This is a genomic window from Paenibacillus sp. MCAF9, assembly GCF_052114265.1.
GTDB lineage: Bacteria > Bacillota > Bacilli > Paenibacillales > Paenibacillaceae > Pristimantibacillus.
Genome location: NZ_JBFREL010000024.1, coordinates 35,407 through 55,969 on the forward strand (window position 1 = coordinate 35,407; position 20,563 = coordinate 55,969).

The window sequence follows — 20,563 nt, forward strand, 5'->3', positions numbered from 1 at the left end:
AAAACAACGCAAAAACCCCGACCTCTTTTGGGTCGGGGTTTCACATCATTTACTTTTACTCCTATGCCAATACTAGAACTTAAAAATATAATATCTCTTTATTTACTAGCCAAAAACTCATCCAACTGGCGCTGAATCTCAGCTACGTATTCATCAATCCCTGCTGCTTTTAGCTTCTTAATCGCTTTCGGGTATTCCGTTTCAAAATCGACAAAGCCTGAGCGTATAGCTGCTAAGTCCTTGCCTGCCACTTCTTTTAGGGCAGTCTCAATCAATTTTACTTTCTCATTATTAAATCGGAAGCCGAGTGAAGCGGAAGTTACTGCCTCGTCATCCCAGGTTTTATAATGATCAATAGATTCTTGTGCTACGTCCGGTCCAAACAATTGATAATTCTGATTTCTAAACATCCATTCATAGAAGAATTCATTTGCAGTCAGCTTTTTGATTCTTCCATCTACAATCTCGTAATCCTTGCCTTCAACGCCATAGAGCGCTAATTGATAATTTTCTTTGGATTTATAAATCCAATTCACGAATTTTATCGCACCCTCTGGATTAGGAGCCGTTACAGGAACGCCTAGAACTTCTCCTCCTGTTGCAGTAATATAACGAGGTTTCTCTGGTGCCAGAAGGTAAGTTTTCACTCTAGCATCAGGTGCATTTGCTTTTATTGCATCTATAATTTCCATTTCTTTGCCTAGCGAGCCTTCAACCCATAAGTATAGACCTGTCTGCATGCGAGAATCCCGTTCATTGTATTTGATAGTCAGATCCTCTGAATAAAGCCCTGCATCATACATGCTACGGTTAAATTTCGCTACTTTTTGGAAAGCCTCTGATTCATAATAGCTATGTGCTTTTTTGCTGTCTTCGCCAAATACGATTAAATCTTCTACTGCAATAAAATTATACTGCTCTTCTGTAAAATATCTGGTGAGAGGTTTAAAGACAATATCAGCTGGCCCTTTCATTTCCGGGAACTGTTTTTTCGCTTTGGTTGCAAACTCTTTTAAATCTTCAGCTGTTTTTATTTCGTTCATACCAACTGCTTCTAGTATATCCTGACGTACAGCTACCAGTTGATACATGGCTGATGACGGAGCATACGCCGATGGAATACCATGAATTTTGCCGTCAATTACCGCACCCTGAAACTGTTCCATCGGCAGCACTTTGAGCATATCCTGGCCATACTGCTTAATTAGATCATCCAATGGCATGCTTTGCTTCTTATTCACAATGGTAGAAAGGTCGGGAAGGCCATCCCAATAAAGATCAATCGGCTCATTTGCAGCGAGCATAATATCTTTTTGCTCCCAGTACTGAGCCCATGGCACAAAAATAACTTTCAACTTTAGTCCAAGATCGGCTGCCATCTTCTCAGAAAATTCTTTTTCAAGAAATTCAGTCATACGATCACTTTCGTCCCCCGGGTACAAGATGGTAAGTGTTTCGAGCTTCCCCTTTCCTCCAACCTCTTCCTTGTTGCTACACGCTGCTAGTATTGAAGTAGAAACTAGCATTAAAACCAAAAAGATAAGCATTTTACTGGATTTCATTGATAACCCTCCCTATTTAATGGTTAATGTATGTTAGGCCTAGATAGGCTACAAACCATGTATCGCTTATTCCTTTACTGCGCCCGCCATAATGCCATGAACGAAATACTTTTGAATAAAAGGAAATAGGAAAATAATAGGACCAATTGTAATTACGGTAATTGCCATCTTTACGGTTTCTGCTGGCAGCGTGATGTTGCCGGAAGCCCCAGAGGGAATACGGCCGGAGCTGATCGCATTTACATTGGATAGAATGTTGTATAGATAGTATTGCAGCGGAAAAAGATCCTTATCGTTGATGAAGATGAGTGCATTCCACCAATCATTCCAATAATTCAGCGCATACATTAATCCCACTGTGAGCAGAGCAGTCTTGCTTAAAGGAAGAGCCACCTTCAAATAAATGGTAAAATAATTGGCTCCATCCATCTCCGCTGCTTCGTATAAAGACGGCGAAATGCTAGAAAAATACGTTCGCAGCAAAAACATATTCCATACGCTAAAAATAGATGGAAGGATTAACGCTAAAATACTATTTTTCAAACCGTAATAATTCACGCTAACCATATACCAAGGAATCAAGCCAGCCGAGAAAATAATCGTAAAATTGCTAATGAATGCGATAATATTGCGATATCTTAGCTTTTTTACGGATATCGAGAATGCAATCATACTTGTAATCAGCAATGCGCTTACCGTGCCAATTACAGTTACAAAGATGGTTACGCCGTAAGATTTCAATATCTTCATTCCACTATTCACATAGATATATTTATACGTGTCCAAACTTGGACTCAGCGGAATAATGGAATAACCATTTTTGACAATGGCCTGCTCAGATGAGAAGGAAACACTTAAAGTCAATACAAGCGGGTATAAACAAACGAGTGCAAATAAGCCAATAAAACAGTACGCCAAGCTCTTTACGAGTCTATCTCCAAGCAATCGATTAGTTTCCATTATTAAAATAGACCCTCTCCATCGTTTATTTTCTTAGCCGATTTGTTAGCTGCAGAGATTAGAATTAATCCCATTAGAGACTGAAATAATCCGATTGCAGTCGAATAAGAAAAGCCCAACGTACGCATAGACTGGTAAACATAAGTATCGATTACGGTAACCTCGTCAATAAGTACCGGGTTATTGCCGACAATGCCGTATATCATACCAAAGTCACCATAAAAGATCCGTCCAACACTTAGTAAAGTCAAGACAATGATTGTTGGTTTTAACATAGGAATGGTTAAGAAAATAATGCGCTGCAGCTTATTCGCGCCATCTACTTTCGCTGCTTCATACAAGCTGCCATCAAAGTTAGCCATTGCAGCCATGTAAAGTATCGAGCTATACCCGCTCCACTTCCATACACTCGAGAGAATAATGATCCATTTCCAATACTTCGGTTCTGAATACCATCTAATCGGATCTGCCCCAAAAAATTCCAAAATATTGTTGGCAACACCTACATCCGTTGAGAAGATCCCATAAAGAATAGCGCCCACTACAACCCACGATATAAAATAGGGAAAAAACATCATGCTTTGAGCAATCCGTTTAAACGATTTATTCCGTATCTCGTTTAAGAAAACAGCGATACTGACCGGAACAATAATGCCTAATATGAGGCTGAAAAAGTTAATGTATAAGGTGTTATAGGTAACCTTCCAGCCCATGCTATTTTTAGAGAAAAAGTAAGTGAAGTTATCAAGACCAACAAATTTACTGCCAAATATGCCGTCAACTACATTAAAGTCGGTAAATGCCATCCATATTCCTGCAAAAGGGATGTAGCTGAACATGATTAATACAACAAGCGCAGGCACGCACATGAGATACAATATTCTGTTTTTCTTTATCTCATATAAGAAACCTTTCACAACTGAACTCATTACATCACTACCTTTGCATCGTTATCGAGCGGCTATCGCGTAATGTTTCTTGCAGCTCTTCCTTTAAATGATCGATATCAATTACTGTACCTGTAACCCTTGCTCTCTCAGCTGCATAGGCCATAATGTGACTTTCTACTGATCTATCAATGGAAGATCTGCTGTTGCTGTCCTCATTTTTTAAATTGTCCAAGAAATCGATCATCAGTCCTGTATCCCCGCCATTATGTCCGCCATTCATGGCAGCTGGCCGGATCACAGTGTGCTCATATTGTTCAGACATATTGGATGTGAACCTCGTTACTTCAATGATATTTAAGCTGTCATCACCTCTAATTTCTCCATGCTCGCACATAATTTTAAGCGTTCGATACATCTTATTGGTAAATCCGCTTAAATTAAAGGTGACAGTTACGCCGTTTTTGAACTCAATAATGGATGCTTGATGGTCACAGACATTGTTATCAGACCGATAAACACAGCGTCCGTATGGGCTTGTTTCCAAAGCCTTCAATAATCCCTCTTCAGTCTGATCTACCGAAATCGTTGTAGCCGGCCATTGGCCTCTGATTGGAAGATAAGCTTTCCTTGCATCGAAGCGGCAATCTGCGGCAACTTTACAATCTAGGCATCGTTCAGCGCTATTCGCTGGTGCATTCTCTTCTTTAAAATAAGTCAGGTCCCCATAGGAAGAAATCCGCTTCGCATCACTGTCCACAAGCCATGCCAATATATCCATATCATGACACGATTTCTGCATAATAATTGGGCTCGCTAGGTCGCTGTTTCTCCAATTCCCCCTTACAAAAGAATGAGCCATATGATAATTTCCGACGTTTTCATTATGCTGAATGGTTATGATCTTTCCCAGCTCATTGCTATCAATAATTTTTTTTATTTCTGCGAAGAAATTTGTATATCGGAGCACATGGCAAACGATAACTTTGCGACCTTTTTCATTCGCTTTTTGTTGTATTCTTAAACATTCCTCCGGACTTGGCGAAATTGGTTTTTCCAACAGAATGTCATAACCAAGATCAAGCGCTTCCATCGTTTGCGTATAATGGTCTCTGTCCATCGAAGAAATAATAAGAGCGTCGCAAATTTTTCCCAATCGATAAAATTCATCTACAGATTGAAATTGATTCTCCAGCGGGATTCCAAACTGATCGGCTGCAACCTTTCTTCTATTGTCATTTGGTTCTACTACCGCAACAATATCTACTATTTTGCTTGCGTATTCTGAATAAATCATGCCTCTTTGCCCTGCTCCGATTAATGCAAGTTTCAAATCAACTACCTCCAGCGTATGAGTTTTTATCCAAGATGCTCTCTATTACTATTCCGGCAATTTAGGATCTTCCAATGGATAATATCCTTCGGGATAATAGGTATCCCATATATTCAAAAGAGGATCTTCACTTGTGATTTCAACGTTCACAGTACCTGCCTCGTAATAACCGTCCTGCACGTTGCTTTGTATATTCAGATTAATGAATGTTCGGTCTTCGAAAAACAAGCCAAAGCTTATTGTATAATTTCCCGGCGGCATATCCGGCAATTGTATAATCTCGTTATGCACAAGATCCCCCGTTAACCATGACTCCGTTGCAGCATGGATGGGAATTTCATACGATACATCCCCTTGCACTAATTTCACCCACAAACGAAAATCACGGTAAATTTTTGAAGTCCCTGTGTTAACAAACCAGAATCGAAGCGGCAAGCTGCCCCCGCTAGAAACGTTCTCTGGATATGTCAATCTTCGTAGAGTAAGGTCATATCCAAGCTCTATTTCCAGATTAGAAAGGCTTGCATGCCAGCGATACGCTTCACGCCTACTATTTGGACCGCATACGTTATCGGTAAAATGAAGGACAACCGGATAACTCTTCCATACCTGCTGCAGCTTCTGTTTGGCAAATGCTTCACAGCATGTTATCCAGTTATCTTCACTGCAATTAACAATCAATTCAAACCCGCGGCCATGTTCTCTTAAGTATTGAATCAGTTTTGCATTGTGCAGATCAGCAAGAAGCGTCGTGGCTTCAAATGAATCCGTATAGGCATTCCATTCTTCCTTACCGTCAGCGAGAGTCGATATTACAACTCCTGCAAGTCGACTATCTGAATCTAAATAACTCCCAACTTTTCTTATGAAAGCCGCAAAACATTCATCTGCATGACCTTTCACCCATATAGGTAAGTCCGGTTTGATCATAAGTATTGGATTTGTTGCTGTGTTAAGTGCTGCCTTCACCTGTTCAAGTTTGTATTCCCCTCTAGTAGGTTCTAGTTCATTCCATGAATAAGAAACATATTGAAAAACACCATTTCTTGTTTGAGCTTCATTACTCGGTAATGGGTAAGGCCGGAATTTTACGGTTTTATACTTCTCGTAGTTTTCAAGCGAATATTTACCCATCCCATTACCTCCTCTGTAAATGGCAGTCAACGGTATTAAAGAATTGATCAATATCCGCATCTGAAATATAGGGCATGTTACCAATCTGCTCGATTTCTTCCTTCAAAACAATCATACTTAATGTGTTAAATCGCGCTCCCGTCTTCATATAAGCTGCAGCGGCTCTTTGCAACGAGGTTGTGTACTTCACATCGTTCTGGACAGGATCTGCCTCCCGATCGCCAAAGGCTTCATAACGCAGCATGCTGTCCCCTTCAAATGTGGGATAATTATAAAACTGCCTTTGAACCAATACGATATTGCTTTTTTCATTGTCCAATATGAGCGATAATCTCGTATCATAAAGCCAGCTTGCGCTCCAGAAGCCTTTTATAGCTAACTCCGGAAAATAGTTACCATATAATTCAATTGCGAGTGACATCGAATGTTTCAGCCTTTCGGGTGTATAGCCAGGTCCAGATGGAATATGCAGCGCTAATAGGGTATCTCCTCTCTGAAGAACCGGTTCCCATTCCTTCTTTGCTATCGAAGTTGCTTCTCTTTCAACGTAGCCCATTGGATTAATCCGATTAGCGATAATGTGATCAGCATTTTCCTCCCATTTCGATGTGAAATGTCCCCCAGGATCAAATACACCATTGATTCCATTCCTTTGCCCATCGCTGCGAAACTCTTCTCCCGCATGTCGAAGTGCAATAACCTCCTGCGTGTGAACATGACGATACATGGTAAAAGGATCTTCAAATCGATAAGGTATAAAGAGAAATCGATCTAATCGAAATATTGAACAAGTATAAAAATTCAAATCCCACGGAAAGTCACGGACTTTAGAATCACCGTATGCCACTAATTTTTCCAACTGAGCTTTAAGCGGCTGATGAGGGATATTCTCGAAATATGGTTTAGGAATTCCGCGCTTTTCCACCATTTCCATAGAAGGGACAACACAAGCAAGCAGCAAAAGAAAGGAATATAAATCACCGTATTGCTTCATACATCCCGGAGTCATATTCGTATAAAAGTCTTCATCACAGCGATTGCGCAATGAGCACATGTCATCTACTAAAAAGGCCGTGAATAGAAATAATATTTCATCCTTTTCTATCGCTTCAATTCCACCAACCAGCCACTGTTTGGTATGCTCGGGAAGTTGATATTGCTCAAAAATTTCAATTAAAAACTTACGTGGAATGAGTATAGTCTTGTTACTCGGTTCGTAGCTTTTATATTTGTCTTCTAAACCTTCTGGAAGATAATCAAAATTGCAGTACGCAGCAGCCGTTTTAAAATCCAACCGTATCGACATTCGTTACTAATCCCCTTTTATTAAAAGTTTTCCCATCTCATAATAGCCTTCCTTATTTCCTTCAATCGCCAGCTTAACATTTCCAATCTCTTGCACACCTGTTTCTATGCCAATTTCTAAACGATACTCTCCTGCTGGCACATCGCTCGGAATCGAGAAACTCTCTTCCCAAACAATATCTTCATCCGGCAGCCATTCTCTTATATCTTCTCTGCTATAAAGTGTATAAGTCTGTTTATTGCTTGTTAGCTTCAAAACAAGCGGATAGCGATTATAAATTGGTGCAACCCCGACATTAGCCCACAAAGCAGCAACAACTAGATTCCCGCCTGCCTCAACTTCAGCATCATAAGTGAACTTTCTTAATTCAAAGCGGTAGCCCATCTTGTTTAACCACTGCTTCACATGATCTTTCCAAGGCTCCGGCACGATTGTCCCTTTGTTATTGAAGGAAGAGATATGCCATTTGAGCGTTTCTTGAATAATGTAATCAATATCCCAGCCCTGAATATACCAGTCATTCATATGCCAGCATGCTTCAAATAAAATCGGAGCTTTCTCCCAAGCATTTTCCATTTTAAAGTTCTGTATATTCTGAGGGTAGAAGTCGGTCATATGAGACCATCGTTTACCATGAAAACCGCCCATATCGCCTAGACAATCGACACGAAAGCCTACTTTGGCTTTACGATCCGTTATGATCTTCATTGAAAGCGGATCATGTAACAGCGCTTGCAAAGGTGTAATTTTAAAACCATCCAAATAAGCATCTGTAATACATTGAATGGCCTCTGGCTCTAAAAATTCCGTGCCCCCGCCTTCCCCCCATGCTCCTACAATCGTCAAATCAATAGAGCTTATAACGGGATGCCCGTCATACTTCTTTGCAAAAGCTTTTATAAAATCAGACCAATACTCCACATACCTCGTTGTCTCAGGATCTACTCTCCAAAAAGGAAAATCGGGCTCCTCCGGACTTTCCGCTCGAAACCATTCCGGTATATCATCTTCTTCACTTAGTGCATATGGCGAACAACGTACCACCGCAGTACATCCCATGGATTTGGCATACTCCAGCTTTTCCTCAAGCACTTCCCACCTGAAAACACCTTTTGCAATTTCTATATCCCTCCAGCGAGCACTGCAGAAATAGACTTTGCTGTCCGGATGATTGTATGTCCTGCTGTCTTGCGTAAATTTATATTTTTCTTTCTTTTCCCCTCTATTGTCAAACACATCACCGATGTCATCCATTAAACCAGGTGCTGAAATAAAACCAATGCCAGGATTGCTTAGTAAGCTATCCACGATTACCGGGTACACGGTCATCGCTTTATTCATGTCTCATCATCTCCTCACTAGGTATTCTCTTTAAATAAACAACATTTGCTTTTTTGTTACGTTGTGTGTTACGTTATATATGAGGTTTGTTTAGTAATCTTATGGTGCAATTATAACATTTCTAACCAATCCTGCAAGAGGAAATTACATTGTTCTCAAATAAAATTTAATGTGAGACTACGCATCATTCGTATGTTACTATATAGTTTAGTAGGCATACATACAGATAAATCGGTATGAACGTAATTTTCACGCAACAAAACATAAAAGCGCTAATGATGAATCACAACGTAACATAACGATCATTAGCATTTTCAAAAGGAGACTATGCATAGCTATGAGTACGATTAGGGATGTTGCTAAATTAGCGAATGTGTCCACGGCTACCGTATCTAGAGTTTTAAATCATGATACGAAGTATAAAATCACAGATGAAACACGAGATAGAGTCTGGCAGGCCGTTACACAGCTTAACTATAAAATTACTGATAGCCCCAAGCATCAAGCAGCAACGAAGGATCATTCGGCAAACAAAGCTCAAGTCAAAATAGGGTGCGTTTTAAGTGTGACAAAAAACAAGTATAACGATCCGTATTTCATGTCTATATTATCCGGTGTAGAAAAGAGATTGCTTCAATCAGGTTATAATATTGCCTTTATTCGAACAGGTCCTGAATTAGATGATAAGAAGATATTGTTTAACACGTTTAGTGAATCGATTACAGGTCTTATCCTAATGGAATCCTTAAATAGCGAAACATATGAATATGTTCGCAAGCAGGTACCTCATATTGTTGGCATCGATACAGAACGCTGGGATATTGATAATGTAGGTTATGACCATTACAATGTTGCTTCTTTAGCCGTGAGCCATCTTATTGAAAAAGGACATACGAATATTGGCTATATAGGTGGAAGCGGCTTAAAAAGCAACTTAAAAGAGAGCCGGCGCTATCAAGGGTACTATTCCACCATGCATGCTGCTGGAATGAGTGTTAATCCCGAATGGCTTATTGATTGCATGTGGGATGAGGTTGTCTGTATCGATAAAGTCAATCATCTATGCCAAACAAACAACTTGCCTACCGCCTTCTTTGCAGCCAGTGATTTGATGGCTATGGCAACCCTTAACAGCTTATATAACAACGGGATCTCTGTGCCTGACGAAGTCGCTGTTATCGGCCTATCCAACATTGAAGTATCCAAATACTCCAATCCTCCTCTATCAACCATTGATGTGCCGACCGAGGAAATTGGGATGGTCGCCGTTGACTTATTATTAGAACGAATGAATGGGAATAGCCTGCTGCCGAAGAAGGTTATTTTACCTACACATTTGGTCGTTCGCAGCTCTACTTAATTCACATTAGAAAGAACAAAAGCAGCCCCTCCTCTAACGAGGAAGAGCTGCTTTTTGGCGTCTGCATCAATACTAAAAAAGTCTAATACGATGCATGCCAATATGGCTGTATTTATTTAAATGCTTATTATTTGGACGGAATGATCCGTATATCCTTATCCAAATTGGCTAGCATCATGTAATTGTGATTGAAAGTAAAGATACGTTTTACCTGATAATAGGACATAGTCACAGCGGTTAATGCTTCGCTGAGAGAGAATCGGAGCTCAGGCCTGTCGATAAGTAATCTGCGCGATTCCCCCTCAAATTCAGGGCCGCTGGAGATGACCGCGAGCTTGCCTTTACTGACAGCCTTATCAATTGCATTTAGAAAATATTCCGCCTGCTGATAGCTGTATTCATTGCGAAGCCATTCGTTAAGATCAAATAAAATTGAGTTGGTCGTTACATAATTACGTTCAAGATCATGCAAATCCAAAAACAAGGAACGAGCTTTCACATAATGAGGGTCCTCTGGGTTCATCAATGCAGCAAAAGCTGTTTCATCCAAAAATATAGTATCTTGTACATTTAAGTGGTTATCCAACTGTCAGCACTCCTTAATCCTCTAATTTGCAAATACCATCCAAATACAAAAGCGGGTTATCTTCCTTCTGGCCCATTGTAATGGGGGCTATTTCGTATGGAGCGCTTGCCAAGTATTGGACTATGATGCCATCAATAATCGCTTGCACGGTCGTATTCTGCTTATCGGCGATTACTTTCAGCTCAACATAATGTTGTGGATTGAGTTCTATAATAGCTTTTTCTTCTTCTTCACTTCTTGAAGAAATAAGCTCGGAAGCGGTAGACTTCGCTTTTTCGAATTGATTTTGAATGAAGCGTTTGTAATTATTCACCATCGTTATTCACTCCTTATGTATTGCTTTTATAAGGTTTCGTCGCGTTTTATTGATTTCAGGGGGGCATGTAAATGAGAAAATCTTAACAAGATTATCCTATTCATGCTGTGCTAGAATAAACGCTCAATGCCATCCAATCATTACCTATCATTCGCATCAGGAGGGATTTATTCATCATGAACAGATTTTTGACTCTTTTTGTCCTACTCGTACTAGTTACCGCAGCCGTATCAAATCACAAAGTTGATGCTTCACCCGTGTTGAAACTTGGCAGCAAGGGACAGGACATTACAGATCTGCAGTTTCGGCTTCAAACAATGGGTTATTACAATTTGCCCATCGATAACAGTTTTGGAAAGGCTACCCGCACTGCGGTTCAAGTCTTTCAAAAAAAGAACGGTCTCCAAGGTGACGGCGTTGTAGGTCCAAAAACATGGGCGAAGCTCAAAAAATTGTCGGTCAACAAAAAGGAACTTTCCATGCTCGCACGTGTCATCTATGCCGAGGCTAGAGGAGAAGAGTATAAAGGCCAAGTGGCGGTTGGGGCAGTTGTCATGAATCGACTTCAGTCTTCAAAATTCCCCAACACAGTAAAAGAAGTCATTATGGAGCCCAATGCGTTCTCTGCCGTAAAGGACGGACAGTACTGGCTTATTCCGAACCAAACGGCATTCAAAGCCGCTAAAGCTGCTGTAAAAGGGAATGATCCCACTGGCAATGCGTTGTTCTTCTTTAATCCGATAATTACCAATTCGGCTTGGTTCAAGACGCGTACAGCCACTAAGAAAATAGGCAGTCATCAGTTTACACTTTAGGTTTTGCCGATAATGAAGAACGCCTATCGAGAACAGGAGAATATAGGAATGCGCATGGATACGAAGGAAAGGCATCAGGCTAGGGTTGAATTGGTCATTGATATTATTAAAGGAATATTTGAAAAAGAGACGATTTCGGAAGCTCTCAAAGAGAAATTAAATCAAATGAGTTATGATGATTTAGGGGATTTTGTTTTGGATATCGCCAAAAACCGATCTCTTGATAAAATTGATTAATGCAATGTAAGGCTACATCAATAAGAAGAGCAAGCGCTGCAGCAGCGTTTGCTCTTCTTTATCTTTACAGCGCACAAATAATGATAGCTGTGCTTCTCCTCTTATTTAGACAGCGAATCGTCACCATACCACTTTCTAAGCAAATTAATATGAGCTTGATGATAGCGGCTATGGTCAGCCATATGCCATAAGCCCCAACGTATCGTTGCATGCTTTTCATTTTCATGTCCAAAAGCAACAACTTTGTCTAAATCAGCATCTGTTAATTGTGCACATGAATCATTTAACATTTTTAATACATCATCATATTTGGTCATTAGTGTGTTCAAAGGTATCCCTTTGACCATCGGAAGTCTATTATTTTCATCTATCATGGGGCCATATAATTCCTTTAATGACTGAGGAAGTGGTTGTCCCTTTAATCTATAAACCCAATTTAGATCAACATACATGATGTGTTTGATTAACTGAGCAGTACTATTAAAATTGTGATCAGGTCCCTTAAAATCTAATTCTTCTTGTGACATGCCGCCAGTAATAAATTGCAACCGTTGGTTATTCTCTTTTACAGCGGAAAATAACATTCCCACAATAGGTGTCATATTCGCTTCACCTTTTAAATCGTAAAGCATTCTAGTTCCTCCTCCCTAGCTTAATATGAACTGCGAACCGTTTAATGTGAAAATTAACATTGCCGATAAGCATAGAGTATAATAAAACTACTAAACAACTATGAAAACGAATAAGGCTCATCATCATGATCATCCGGCATTATACCCTGACATTTCGGATAACGTACACGTTAGTCATAGCGAGAGGAGATTGTATGCCGCAAATTAAGAGAGTTCTCAGAAGCAAATGGCTATTATGGACGACCGGCATTGTTTTAATTATGATTTTAGCTTTCTCTACAGTGTCCTTTCTGCTGGTGAACTCCGTTTCTGCTGCTTTTGAGATAGGCAGTGTGGAAGAGAAATATGCGTCATCTGGAGAATACGATGTAGAGACGCGAGAGATCTTAGACGAACATGGTGAAAAGCTGTATAAAGTCTACTCCCCAAAATCACAAGGATCGATGCATCCTCTCATTGCTTGGGGCAACGGAACAGGAGCGCTGCCTGAGCAATACGATGAGCTTTTTAACCATTTAGCTAGTTGGGGATTTGTAGTTATTGATACTTTTAGCACAACAACTGGGACGGGAAAAGAAATTGTTGCGTCAATTGATTATATGTTAGCACAAAACGATATGCCAGGCAGCCCGTTCTTTCAACGAATTCAAAAAGATCAAATAGGCGCTGCAGGCCATTCTCAAGGCTCCACAGGTGTAATTAACGCGCACACCTACTTTGAACATGGCGATCTCATCAAGACGGTTGTCTCAATTGCGCTCCCGAAGCTGAAATATTGTGATCCAGAGGATGTTTATGACACATCCGCTTTAAAGGTACCTTTTTTTGTGATGAGTGGAACGCGTGATTTTATTATCTCCCCTTCATCCTCCAACAAAGTAGAGATTAGTAAGGCAAATCCACATATTCCGGCAATGATGGCGATGGCAAAAGGGGCGGCACATACGGCGATTGAACAAGATGGCGGACAACATAGAGGATATCTGACCGCATGGATGAGATATCAGTTAATGGATGATTCACAGGCAATGTCCGCCTTTATGGGCAAAGATGCTGAAATTTTAACGAACAAACGCTGGAAAGATGTTTATTCAGCAAACATGCAGTAATAATAGCTTTCATAGCGTATGTGCGTTCAAACACCGTTCAAATAAAAAGGCTGCCTCAAATCGTAGTTAAAACTACTTGACTTGAGAGCAGCCCTTTTCTATTTACATGGGCACGTTTACTTAAGAAATATTTATGAACGGATCGCTTGAATATATACAGATTCTCCGTTAAATGAGGTAAGTCTGCCAGATTCATCAGTTTGGATAGAGAAAAAATCTTTCATCTCCTTTGGGGTTTGCAGCAGTTTTGTCTCAAGTAAAGCCTGCTCCGCTTCTGGAAGATCGGACCGTTCACACCAATCTTGGAATTTAAACGGTTTGGGGAAACAAACCATTATTTCAAGGCGAAACCCGCTATTCTCCAGCAGGTTAATCCATTCAGACTTTTTCCAAGCACGAACATGGCTAGGGTCCCTTTGCTTTTCAACCTGATTGTAAAATTCATCAAACGTTTCATTCTCAGGAGCAACATTGTCAATTAGAAGCAGCTTGCCGCCCGGCTTAATGACGCGGAATGCTTCTGAAGCGAAAGCAGGCACATTCGGAAAATGATGCGCTGCAATTCGGCAAGCTACCAAGTCAAAGGATGCATCGGCAAATGGGAGCAGCTCGGCATCCCCCTGTACGAAGTCGACGTTGGAATGTCCATTACCATGAATAAATTTCGAAGCCTTCTCTAACATCTGTTCTGTCAGATCATAAGCAATTACATGGCGGACCAGCGGTGCAAGCGCATTGGCCACATGCCCGCCTCCTGTTGCAACGTCAAGTACTTCCATCTCCTTGTTGGCTTGGGATGACGAAACAAGAAAAGCCAAATCTTCGCCTTTGGCATGGCGGCTGCTTGTTACATATTTTGCAGCATTTTTTCCAAATTGCTTCTGTACTTGATCTTTTATTGATTCTCCCATTGCTGCTCCTCCTTTTATAAAATGAGTATTCCGTTTCATTGTATGAAACACCATTTCATAATGTGAAACTACTTTCAATTTATCATAAGTTCCTGAGGTTGTAAATGCTGCTTTTCCGTCCCAAAAGCAGCTCTATTTTCTGTAATGTGCTCGTAGAAAAACAAATGCCAACCAAGAACATCTGGTTGGCATTTGCGTTTCTTTCCTTTATAATCCCGTATTTGACTTCTACAATCTACATACTAGAGCGCCTATACGAGTTAAATCCGCTTCTTATATCTGTTTCTAACGAGAAAAATCACCAAAATGGCTAATAGTGAAATAATGATCACATTTCTCACTAAACCTGAGTAATCAGTATTCTCTCCTTTGAATTTACCATCTCGGTTTGCTTTTATAAACTTCCCATCTTTTTGTTGAACTGCGATCGCTTCATCTGTACTAATACCTTTGATTGAATAATACTTAGTCCCCTTCTTATATGAGTTAGAGTAATTGCCAGTATAGGTTTCCATATCTGAATATACAGTGACATGCCCAATCTTTTTATGTATATCTGTTACATACTCATCACTTATTACATAAACATAACCATGCCAAACAACAAATTCATTTGCCCATGAAGTTGCTGATAAATTGCCTGGAAATAATAATGAAGTGATCAAAATAAAGAAAATGAAATGCTTTCTCCTCATACAATACCTCCCTTTTTACAAATCAATCGGTTCAAATTGATCACTTTAATTTCACGGCTGTCCTCCAAAAAGGGCAGCAATTAAGTATCCAATAAACATAAAAATAAATACACTGATGGTCATTAGTGCATTGGAGATCATTCCCCATTTACTTCTTCCAAGCAGCCCAAATAAAAATCCTATAGGATTTATTAGAAAGGTGAGCAACCACAATTTGTACATATGCTCAAATAAAATATCAGTCAACCAAGCTGACAGTCCTAAGAGTACACAGATAAATGATAAGGCAATCCAACTTTTCTTATTGATAACTGCTCCCCTCCAATACTCTAACTAAGATTGAAAAGACGACAAAGTTATTTTGTACCACATTATACCTTAAATTGAACCATATGTATTTAGCTAACATGTCAATTCGTTCAACGAAGGGCTACCATATGGAAGCCCCTGTTCATTCATGTATCATTACCAGCTAGAATTCCTGTAGAGCATTAATGATCAGCTTTGCATAAAAAAAAAGCGCCTCAGTACGATGGGAGTGTACAAAGAGCCATAGCCCTTTTAATCCCATCATCCATAAGGACGCTCTACTACGAGGTTTAAATCTCTAACGATTTCAATGCTGTACGTGTCTGTTCCCTTTCCGTCGGAATGGGGTTGCCAGCCGAGAGACATAACGTATAAACAATCGGTTCATGATCCGTATTTTCAATTTCCCACTTGAAGAACGCCGCGGGAAGGCTCGAGTCATCTTCTTGGAGCGGTATGTGTGGGTTAAAGGCCAATAATTAAACGCGTCCCGAGAAATCGACATCCGCGAATGACATGCTAACCGGGGTCAATCCCGGTTACTTCAAAAGGAACTTATAATCGGGGCAGCGGACGAGAACATAAAGTCCTAAACTGCCGTTGTTTAAGAGCATATTGATTACGCGCTTGAAAAAACGAATCCCCTACTTCACCCCTCATTCGGGTAAAGAAGGGGATTCATCGTTTATTCAAATTCAGACTAATGATTAATATCACATTTGTTTAATATGAACGAGATTTGATTTTCAAGTCGATTGATCGTTTCTTGTGATTCTTTGTCTTCTCCTTGCTGTTTACGAAGCGATTCGAGCTCCTGCTTGAGTTGATGCAGATCATCTCCCGCATTTGCACAATTATAATTACTCTCAAGGTTATCAAGCATGTTCTATCCTCCAATCGATGGTCTGTGTACTTGAATATTATGGTGGATATCGATTAATTTATTCATATCCTTCAGAACGTTCTCTCCCCGTTAGTTGCAGTTTTGTAGGTCACGGATGTCTTTCCATGAAATGAGTTTGATGTTTTCCTGTTTGAAAAGCTGCAAAATATCTAAATCACAGAGTTAGCGAAATTCAATTTTCCCTTTCCAAGCAACAGCTTGTTAATCGTATCAATTCTTCAGTAATTATAGAGGGATGAACTGTTACCTGAGTGATACCAGGCTTTATGTTTTCGACCATTGTTATAAATTGCGTCTTCACTCCGAAAACGTCTCCCATTGCTCTTCATTTAAAAACGGTTGCATTAATATTCTTTTAGGCAAATTAAAGGGGAGTTGAAACTCTTGACACACTTGATAATGTCAGATGAATTCCTGCGTACTCGATAGTCTGAAAATCTCCATTGTTTACAGCTTTTTTAGCCGCTGGACAAGGAATCATGATTGATGTTGAGGTAATGGCAGCCTGTTGAAATAATGCCAGAATGGCCTCATTTGTTCCTTCAATAATCCAGTTGAAACAAGAATAAGGACATAAGCACATCTGTGCCTACGCCCTTATGTTCTTGAATAACGAATTAATTCAATTGGGTATAATATTTATATTATCGCCAAAAGGTCGAACAGTCTGCCTTATCCAAAATATTAAATTCGATTATTTTCTCAAGTAATAAGAAATCGACCGGACTAGCCCACGGGATACGTATCAACTCCTTGGTGTTGTCATAACCTGCTTGCACAATCTCCTCAGAAAAACGATTAATGCCTGCTTTTTCAGGAGCAACAGCCATATGTTGTTTGGCTACGCTAAAGCCAATAATATAAGTGTCGTGATCGGTAAACATAGGCTGCTTCCAGGCGATTTTTGGCATTAAATTCGGAAATTTCTTTGTTACCCAAGTCAAAACCTCTTCTGTTCGCTCCCGATGCTGCGGGTTAAAGATAGTTGCTAAATATTGTTCAAAAACTTCCATGTTGTGTCCTCCTAATAATAATTTTATCTTTCAGAGAAGTCCTTCAACCTCATTCATTAATTCCATAATGATTATTTAATTGATTTTATAATAATTTCGTATATTTTCCATACTTGAAATATTCGCGAAGAAGTTACACTATCCTGCATATTCGGTTTATGCAGTCGTCAGAACTCCATTACCGGACTTTGTCCATCTATAGGGTTTCAAGCAATCGGACAATATCATTATCCTGTCATGTACTCTCTATAAATGCTTAAAGAGGATGCAAATTTGCATCCTCCCTGTTGACCATCAATATTTTAAACCTTATTTTTCAAGAAAACCTGTAGAAGGGTTCGTTATGAAGAAACCTTCTTCCGGCACATAAAAATATTGAATCCAAACCCCGTCTAATAGCGGTTCACGTTTATCTAATACAATTTCAATGTCTTTGTCTGTTTTTACAATTTCATCATGTTCAGTAGGTGTATCCAGCTTTATATCATAATGACCATGATCTCCATGATTCTGAGTTATAAAAACACGAATCATCTTCCCTTCTGATTCATTACTGCTCAACATCTTTTTTAAAACGGTTGCTGCATTTCGATTAATTTTGCATTTCATGCTTTATGTCCTCTATTCTTTTTCGACTTACTGTAATAATATTAGTTACAGAATGGGATGTCAAGTTTTGAGTAATCGAAATTAAAAAGAGAGCAATGCCATCATTACAAATGGCATTGCTCTCTTTCAATTGTAGCATTTTAATCCTCGTTATATATCTTATCGTGGCTTCGGCATCAGCCAAGCGTGATCCGGATCGTTATAAAACTTCCAAATACGAACTGGCCCCGCCATTACGTTCAAATAATATACATCATAACCTGGAGGAGCTGATACAGGATGGTAGCCTTTAGGTACAAGTACAACTTCACCGTTGCCTACAGTCAACGTCTCGTCCAACGAACGATCGTCTGTATACACACGCTGTACTGCAAATCCTTGCTCTGGCTGAACTTGATAATAATAGGTTTCTTCCAGCAGCGATTCCTCAGGCAAAAAATCACGGTCATGCTTATGAGGAGGAAAACTTGACCAATGACCGGCAGGCGTAAACACTTCTACGACGAGCAGACTGTCTGCATCTGCGGTTTCTGGCAAAATATTATGAACGAGCCGCTGTGTACTGCCCTCGCCACGATTCTCAACCCCAACATGACCAGGTTCGATCAATCTTGCTGCGTGAGTACCGCTGCCTGGAGCCCAGCATACAGCAATTTTCAGGTCTGTTAATGCGGTAATCGTGAACTTATCCTCAGATGGAACATACACGGAATAAGGAGGAATTTTCTCAAAAACATTCATCCGGCGGCCGATGCTCTTCCATTCTGACTTCTCTGTGGAAACGTCAGCTTTTCCTCTAAGCAGGACAACGCAAGCTTCCCGCTCCTCTGTCAGACGGCTAAGTGATTGTCCGGCATCTAGCGTAAACACTTCAAAACCAACATATTCCCACCCTGCAGCTTCTGGAGTAATCCGAAGGGTATTACCTTCCTGATCCGGAGTTTGGTTCGGTTTTACAATTAGTTCACTCATTTCAAATGCCTCCCTTCGGGTATTTTGATCCATTGTCCATGCATTTTAACAGGAGGATCAGAATCAACAGATCCTCCTGTCAACGAGCCGCTTACCAGCGGGAAGTGACCATTTTTTTCCTCGTAAAAAACTCGACACCGTCTGAACCGTTAGCATGCAAGTCACCGTAGAACGATTTCTTCCAGCCAGAGAAAGGGAAAAATGCCATTGGGGCAGGTACACCCAAATTTACGCCCAGCATACCAGCGTCGATCGTTTCACGGAATTGACGAACATGACTGCCATTTTGAGTGAAAATGCACGCTCCATTTGCTAGTTCTGAACGATTGGCAAGTTCAATCGCCTCTTCCAGCGTATCCACGCGGACAATCGACAGCACGGGAGCAAATATTTCGTCCTTCCAAATTTTCATCTCACTCGTCACATGATCAAAAATTGTCGGGCCGACGAAATACCCTTCGCCATTTGATGCCGCATCCGTACGTCCATCACGGAGCAATACCGCTCCCTCTTCTGTGCCTGTCGCAATATAGCCCAGCGTACGTTCCTTGTGCGGACCGCGGATGACCGGCCCTAGAAAGACATCTTTATCCATGCCATTACCAATGATTAGCTTATCAGCTGCCGCGACCAATTTATCAATCAACGATTCGGACGCTTTCCCAACGGAAACGACGACAGCGCATGCCATACAGCGCTCGCCCGCAGAGCCAAATGCCGCGTTGATGATTTGAGTCACCGCTCCGTCCATATCAGCATCCGGCATGACGATGGTATGGTTCTTAGCGCCGCCAAGCGCCTGAACACGTTTCCCTTGCGCAGTTGCGGTTTTATACACATATTCCGCGACGGGCTGAGAGCCAACAAACGAAATCGCAATGACGTCCGGGTGTTCAATCAGACCATTTACGACATCGTGTGAGCCATGTACAAGATTCAGCACGCCATCCGGCAAACCCGCTTCCTTAAACAGCTCCACCAGACGATTCGCAAGAAGCGGCGTCCGCTCTGAGGGCTTCAGGACAAACGTATTGCCGCAAGCAATTGCAAGCGGGAACATCCAGCAGGGTACCATCATTGGGAAGTTAAACGGTGTAATTCCGCCCACAACCCCAATCGGATATCGGAACATACCCGACTCCACATTTGTAGCGATGTCTGGAAGTTGTTTTCCCATCATGAGCGTTGGCGCCCCTGCAGCGAATTCAACACATTCAATGCCGCGCATGACTTCCCCGTGAGCATCTTGATAGTTTTTTCCGTTCTCCAAGGTAATGATCTGAGCGAGCTCTTCCCAATGTTCAACTAACAGTTGTTGGTATTTGAAAAGAATTCGAGCACGGCGTGGTACCGGCGTTTTACTCCATGTTTTAAACGCTTCTTTCGCATTTCGGACAGCTAGATCAACTTCATCCTTAGACGACAGCGGAACGTAAGCCAAAATTTCTTCGGTTGCTGGATTAAACACAGCTTCTGTCTTGCCTGAAGTCGAGGCGATCCATTCGCCTCCAATAAAATTCGATAAAGGTATAAGTGCTTGCATTTGGGTCATCATTGTCGTTCTCCTCTCCA

Annotated in this window: 23 protein-coding genes; 4 read left to right on the plus strand and 19 right to left on the minus strand. The window is 40.8% G+C overall.

Annotated elements, in window-relative coordinates; translation table 11 throughout:
- Positions 1-98: 98 nt before the first annotated feature.
- From AB4Z45_RS25115 to AB4Z45_RS25145, 7 genes are all read right to left on the minus strand, one after another.
- A complete protein-coding gene (locus AB4Z45_RS25115) occupies positions 99-1,562 on the minus strand; it encodes an ABC transporter substrate-binding protein (protein WP_441912338.1) in 1,464 nt (487 codons plus the stop codon).
- Between the two features lie 66 nt (positions 1,563-1,628).
- Entirely contained in the window at positions 1,629-2,522 is an 894-nt protein-coding gene (locus AB4Z45_RS25120) for a carbohydrate ABC transporter permease (RefSeq protein WP_339203014.1), read from the minus strand.
- A 2-nt stretch (positions 2,523-2,524) separates the two neighbouring features.
- The gene (locus AB4Z45_RS25125; RefSeq protein ID WP_441912339.1) at positions 2,525-3,451 is read right to left on the minus strand and encodes an ABC transporter permease; all 927 of its coding nucleotides are present in this window, start codon (positions 3,449-3,451) and stop codon (positions 2,525-2,527) included.
- 7 nt (positions 3,452-3,458) lie between these two features.
- Positions 3,459-4,742, minus strand: a complete 1,284-nt coding sequence (locus AB4Z45_RS25130; RefSeq protein WP_441912340.1) for a Gfo/Idh/MocA family protein — start codon at positions 4,740-4,742, stop codon at positions 3,459-3,461.
- A gap of 48 nt (positions 4,743-4,790) precedes the next feature.
- Positions 4,791-5,876, minus strand: coding sequence for a DUF4832 domain-containing protein (locus AB4Z45_RS25135; RefSeq protein WP_441912341.1), 1,086 nt, complete (start codon positions 5,874-5,876; stop codon positions 4,791-4,793).
- Positions 5,877-5,880: 4 nt separating this feature from the next.
- Positions 5,881-7,182: an acyltransferase domain-containing protein gene (locus AB4Z45_RS25140; RefSeq protein WP_441912342.1), complete on the minus strand. Its 1,302-nt coding sequence runs from the start codon at positions 7,180-7,182 to the stop codon at positions 5,881-5,883.
- 6 nt (positions 7,183-7,188) lie between these two features.
- The gene (locus AB4Z45_RS25145) at positions 7,189-8,523 is read right to left on the minus strand and encodes a DUF4832 domain-containing protein (protein WP_441912343.1); all 1,335 of its coding nucleotides are present in this window, start codon (positions 8,521-8,523) and stop codon (positions 7,189-7,191) included.
- Between the two features lie 337 nt (positions 8,524-8,860).
- On the opposite strand from AB4Z45_RS25145, the gene AB4Z45_RS25150 reads away from it, so the two are divergent.
- Positions 8,861-9,883, plus strand: a complete 1,023-nt coding sequence (locus AB4Z45_RS25150; RefSeq protein ID WP_441912344.1) for a LacI family DNA-binding transcriptional regulator — start codon at positions 8,861-8,863, stop codon at positions 9,881-9,883.
- A 127-nt stretch (positions 9,884-10,010) separates the two neighbouring features.
- On the opposite strand, the gene AB4Z45_RS25155 is transcribed toward AB4Z45_RS25150, so the two are convergent.
- The gene (locus tag AB4Z45_RS25155) at positions 10,011-10,469 is read right to left on the minus strand and encodes a type II toxin-antitoxin system VapC family toxin (protein WP_441912345.1); all 459 of its coding nucleotides are present in this window, start codon (positions 10,467-10,469) and stop codon (positions 10,011-10,013) included.
- 13 nt (positions 10,470-10,482) lie between these two features.
- Positions 10,483-10,785 carry a hypothetical protein gene (locus AB4Z45_RS25160; RefSeq protein ID WP_441912346.1) on the minus strand — a complete coding sequence of 101 codons (303 nt, stop codon included), beginning with the start codon at positions 10,783-10,785 and terminating at the stop codon, positions 10,483-10,485.
- 176 nt (positions 10,786-10,961) lie between these two features.
- Here AB4Z45_RS25160 and AB4Z45_RS25165 point away from each other — a divergent pair, with 176 nt between their 5' ends.
- Both AB4Z45_RS25165 and AB4Z45_RS25170 read left to right on the plus strand, forming a co-directional pair.
- Positions 10,962-11,600: a cell wall hydrolase gene (locus tag AB4Z45_RS25165; protein ID WP_441912347.1), complete on the plus strand. Its 639-nt coding sequence runs from the start codon at positions 10,962-10,964 to the stop codon at positions 11,598-11,600.
- A gap of 48 nt (positions 11,601-11,648) precedes the next feature.
- Positions 11,649-11,837: a hypothetical protein gene (locus AB4Z45_RS25170; RefSeq protein ID WP_430058443.1), complete on the plus strand. Its 189-nt coding sequence runs from the start codon at positions 11,649-11,651 to the stop codon at positions 11,835-11,837.
- A gap of 101 nt (positions 11,838-11,938) precedes the next feature.
- On the opposite strand, the gene AB4Z45_RS25175 is transcribed toward AB4Z45_RS25170, so the two are convergent.
- On the minus strand, positions 11,939-12,469 hold the full coding sequence (locus AB4Z45_RS25175) for a DinB family protein (protein ID WP_441912348.1): 531 nt from the start codon (positions 12,467-12,469) through the stop codon (positions 11,939-11,941).
- 194 nt (positions 12,470-12,663) lie between these two features.
- Between AB4Z45_RS25175 and AB4Z45_RS25180 the strand changes: the two genes are divergently transcribed.
- The gene (locus AB4Z45_RS25180) at positions 12,664-13,578 is read left to right on the plus strand and encodes a poly(ethylene terephthalate) hydrolase family protein (RefSeq protein WP_441912349.1); all 915 of its coding nucleotides are present in this window, start codon (positions 12,664-12,666) and stop codon (positions 13,576-13,578) included.
- Between the two features lie 131 nt (positions 13,579-13,709).
- Here the strand turns inward: AB4Z45_RS25180 and AB4Z45_RS25185 are convergent, their stop codons facing one another.
- The 9 genes from AB4Z45_RS25185 to AB4Z45_RS25225 form a co-directional block, all read right to left on the minus strand.
- Complete coding sequence (locus tag AB4Z45_RS25185; RefSeq protein ID WP_441912350.1) at positions 13,710-14,489, minus strand: class I SAM-dependent methyltransferase; 780 nt, start codon at positions 14,487-14,489, stop codon at positions 13,710-13,712.
- 260 nt (positions 14,490-14,749) lie between these two features.
- A complete protein-coding gene (locus AB4Z45_RS25190; RefSeq protein ID WP_441912351.1) occupies positions 14,750-15,184 on the minus strand; it encodes a hypothetical protein in 435 nt (144 codons plus the stop codon).
- 599 nt (positions 15,185-15,783) lie between these two features.
- Entirely contained in the window at positions 15,784-15,969 is a 186-nt protein-coding gene (locus AB4Z45_RS25195) for a GH116 family glycosyl-hydrolase (protein WP_441912352.1), read from the minus strand.
- A gap of 224 nt (positions 15,970-16,193) precedes the next feature.
- Positions 16,194-16,376 carry a DUF2524 domain-containing protein gene (locus AB4Z45_RS25200; protein ID WP_441912353.1) on the minus strand — a complete coding sequence of 61 codons (183 nt, stop codon included), beginning with the start codon at positions 16,374-16,376 and terminating at the stop codon, positions 16,194-16,196.
- Between the two features lie 385 nt (positions 16,377-16,761).
- Positions 16,762-16,980: a ChbG/HpnK family deacetylase gene (locus AB4Z45_RS25205; protein ID WP_441912354.1), complete on the minus strand. Its 219-nt coding sequence runs from the start codon at positions 16,978-16,980 to the stop codon at positions 16,762-16,764.
- A gap of 61 nt (positions 16,981-17,041) precedes the next feature.
- Positions 17,042-17,410 (minus strand): iron chaperone, encoded by a 369-nt coding sequence (locus tag AB4Z45_RS25210; protein ID WP_441912355.1) that lies wholly within the window; start codon positions 17,408-17,410, stop codon positions 17,042-17,044.
- A 309-nt stretch (positions 17,411-17,719) separates the two neighbouring features.
- Positions 17,720-18,019 (minus strand): heme biosynthesis protein HemY, encoded by a 300-nt coding sequence (locus tag AB4Z45_RS25215; protein WP_076265580.1) that lies wholly within the window; start codon positions 18,017-18,019, stop codon positions 17,720-17,722.
- A gap of 159 nt (positions 18,020-18,178) precedes the next feature.
- The gene (gene iolB / locus AB4Z45_RS25220) at positions 18,179-18,991 is read right to left on the minus strand and encodes a 5-deoxy-glucuronate isomerase (protein ID WP_441912356.1); all 813 of its coding nucleotides are present in this window, start codon (positions 18,989-18,991) and stop codon (positions 18,179-18,181) included.
- Positions 18,992-19,082: 91 nt separating this feature from the next.
- Positions 19,083-20,546 (minus strand): CoA-acylating methylmalonate-semialdehyde dehydrogenase, encoded by a 1,464-nt coding sequence (locus AB4Z45_RS25225; protein ID WP_441912357.1) that lies wholly within the window; start codon positions 20,544-20,546, stop codon positions 19,083-19,085.
- Positions 20,547-20,563 lie beyond the last annotated feature (17 nt).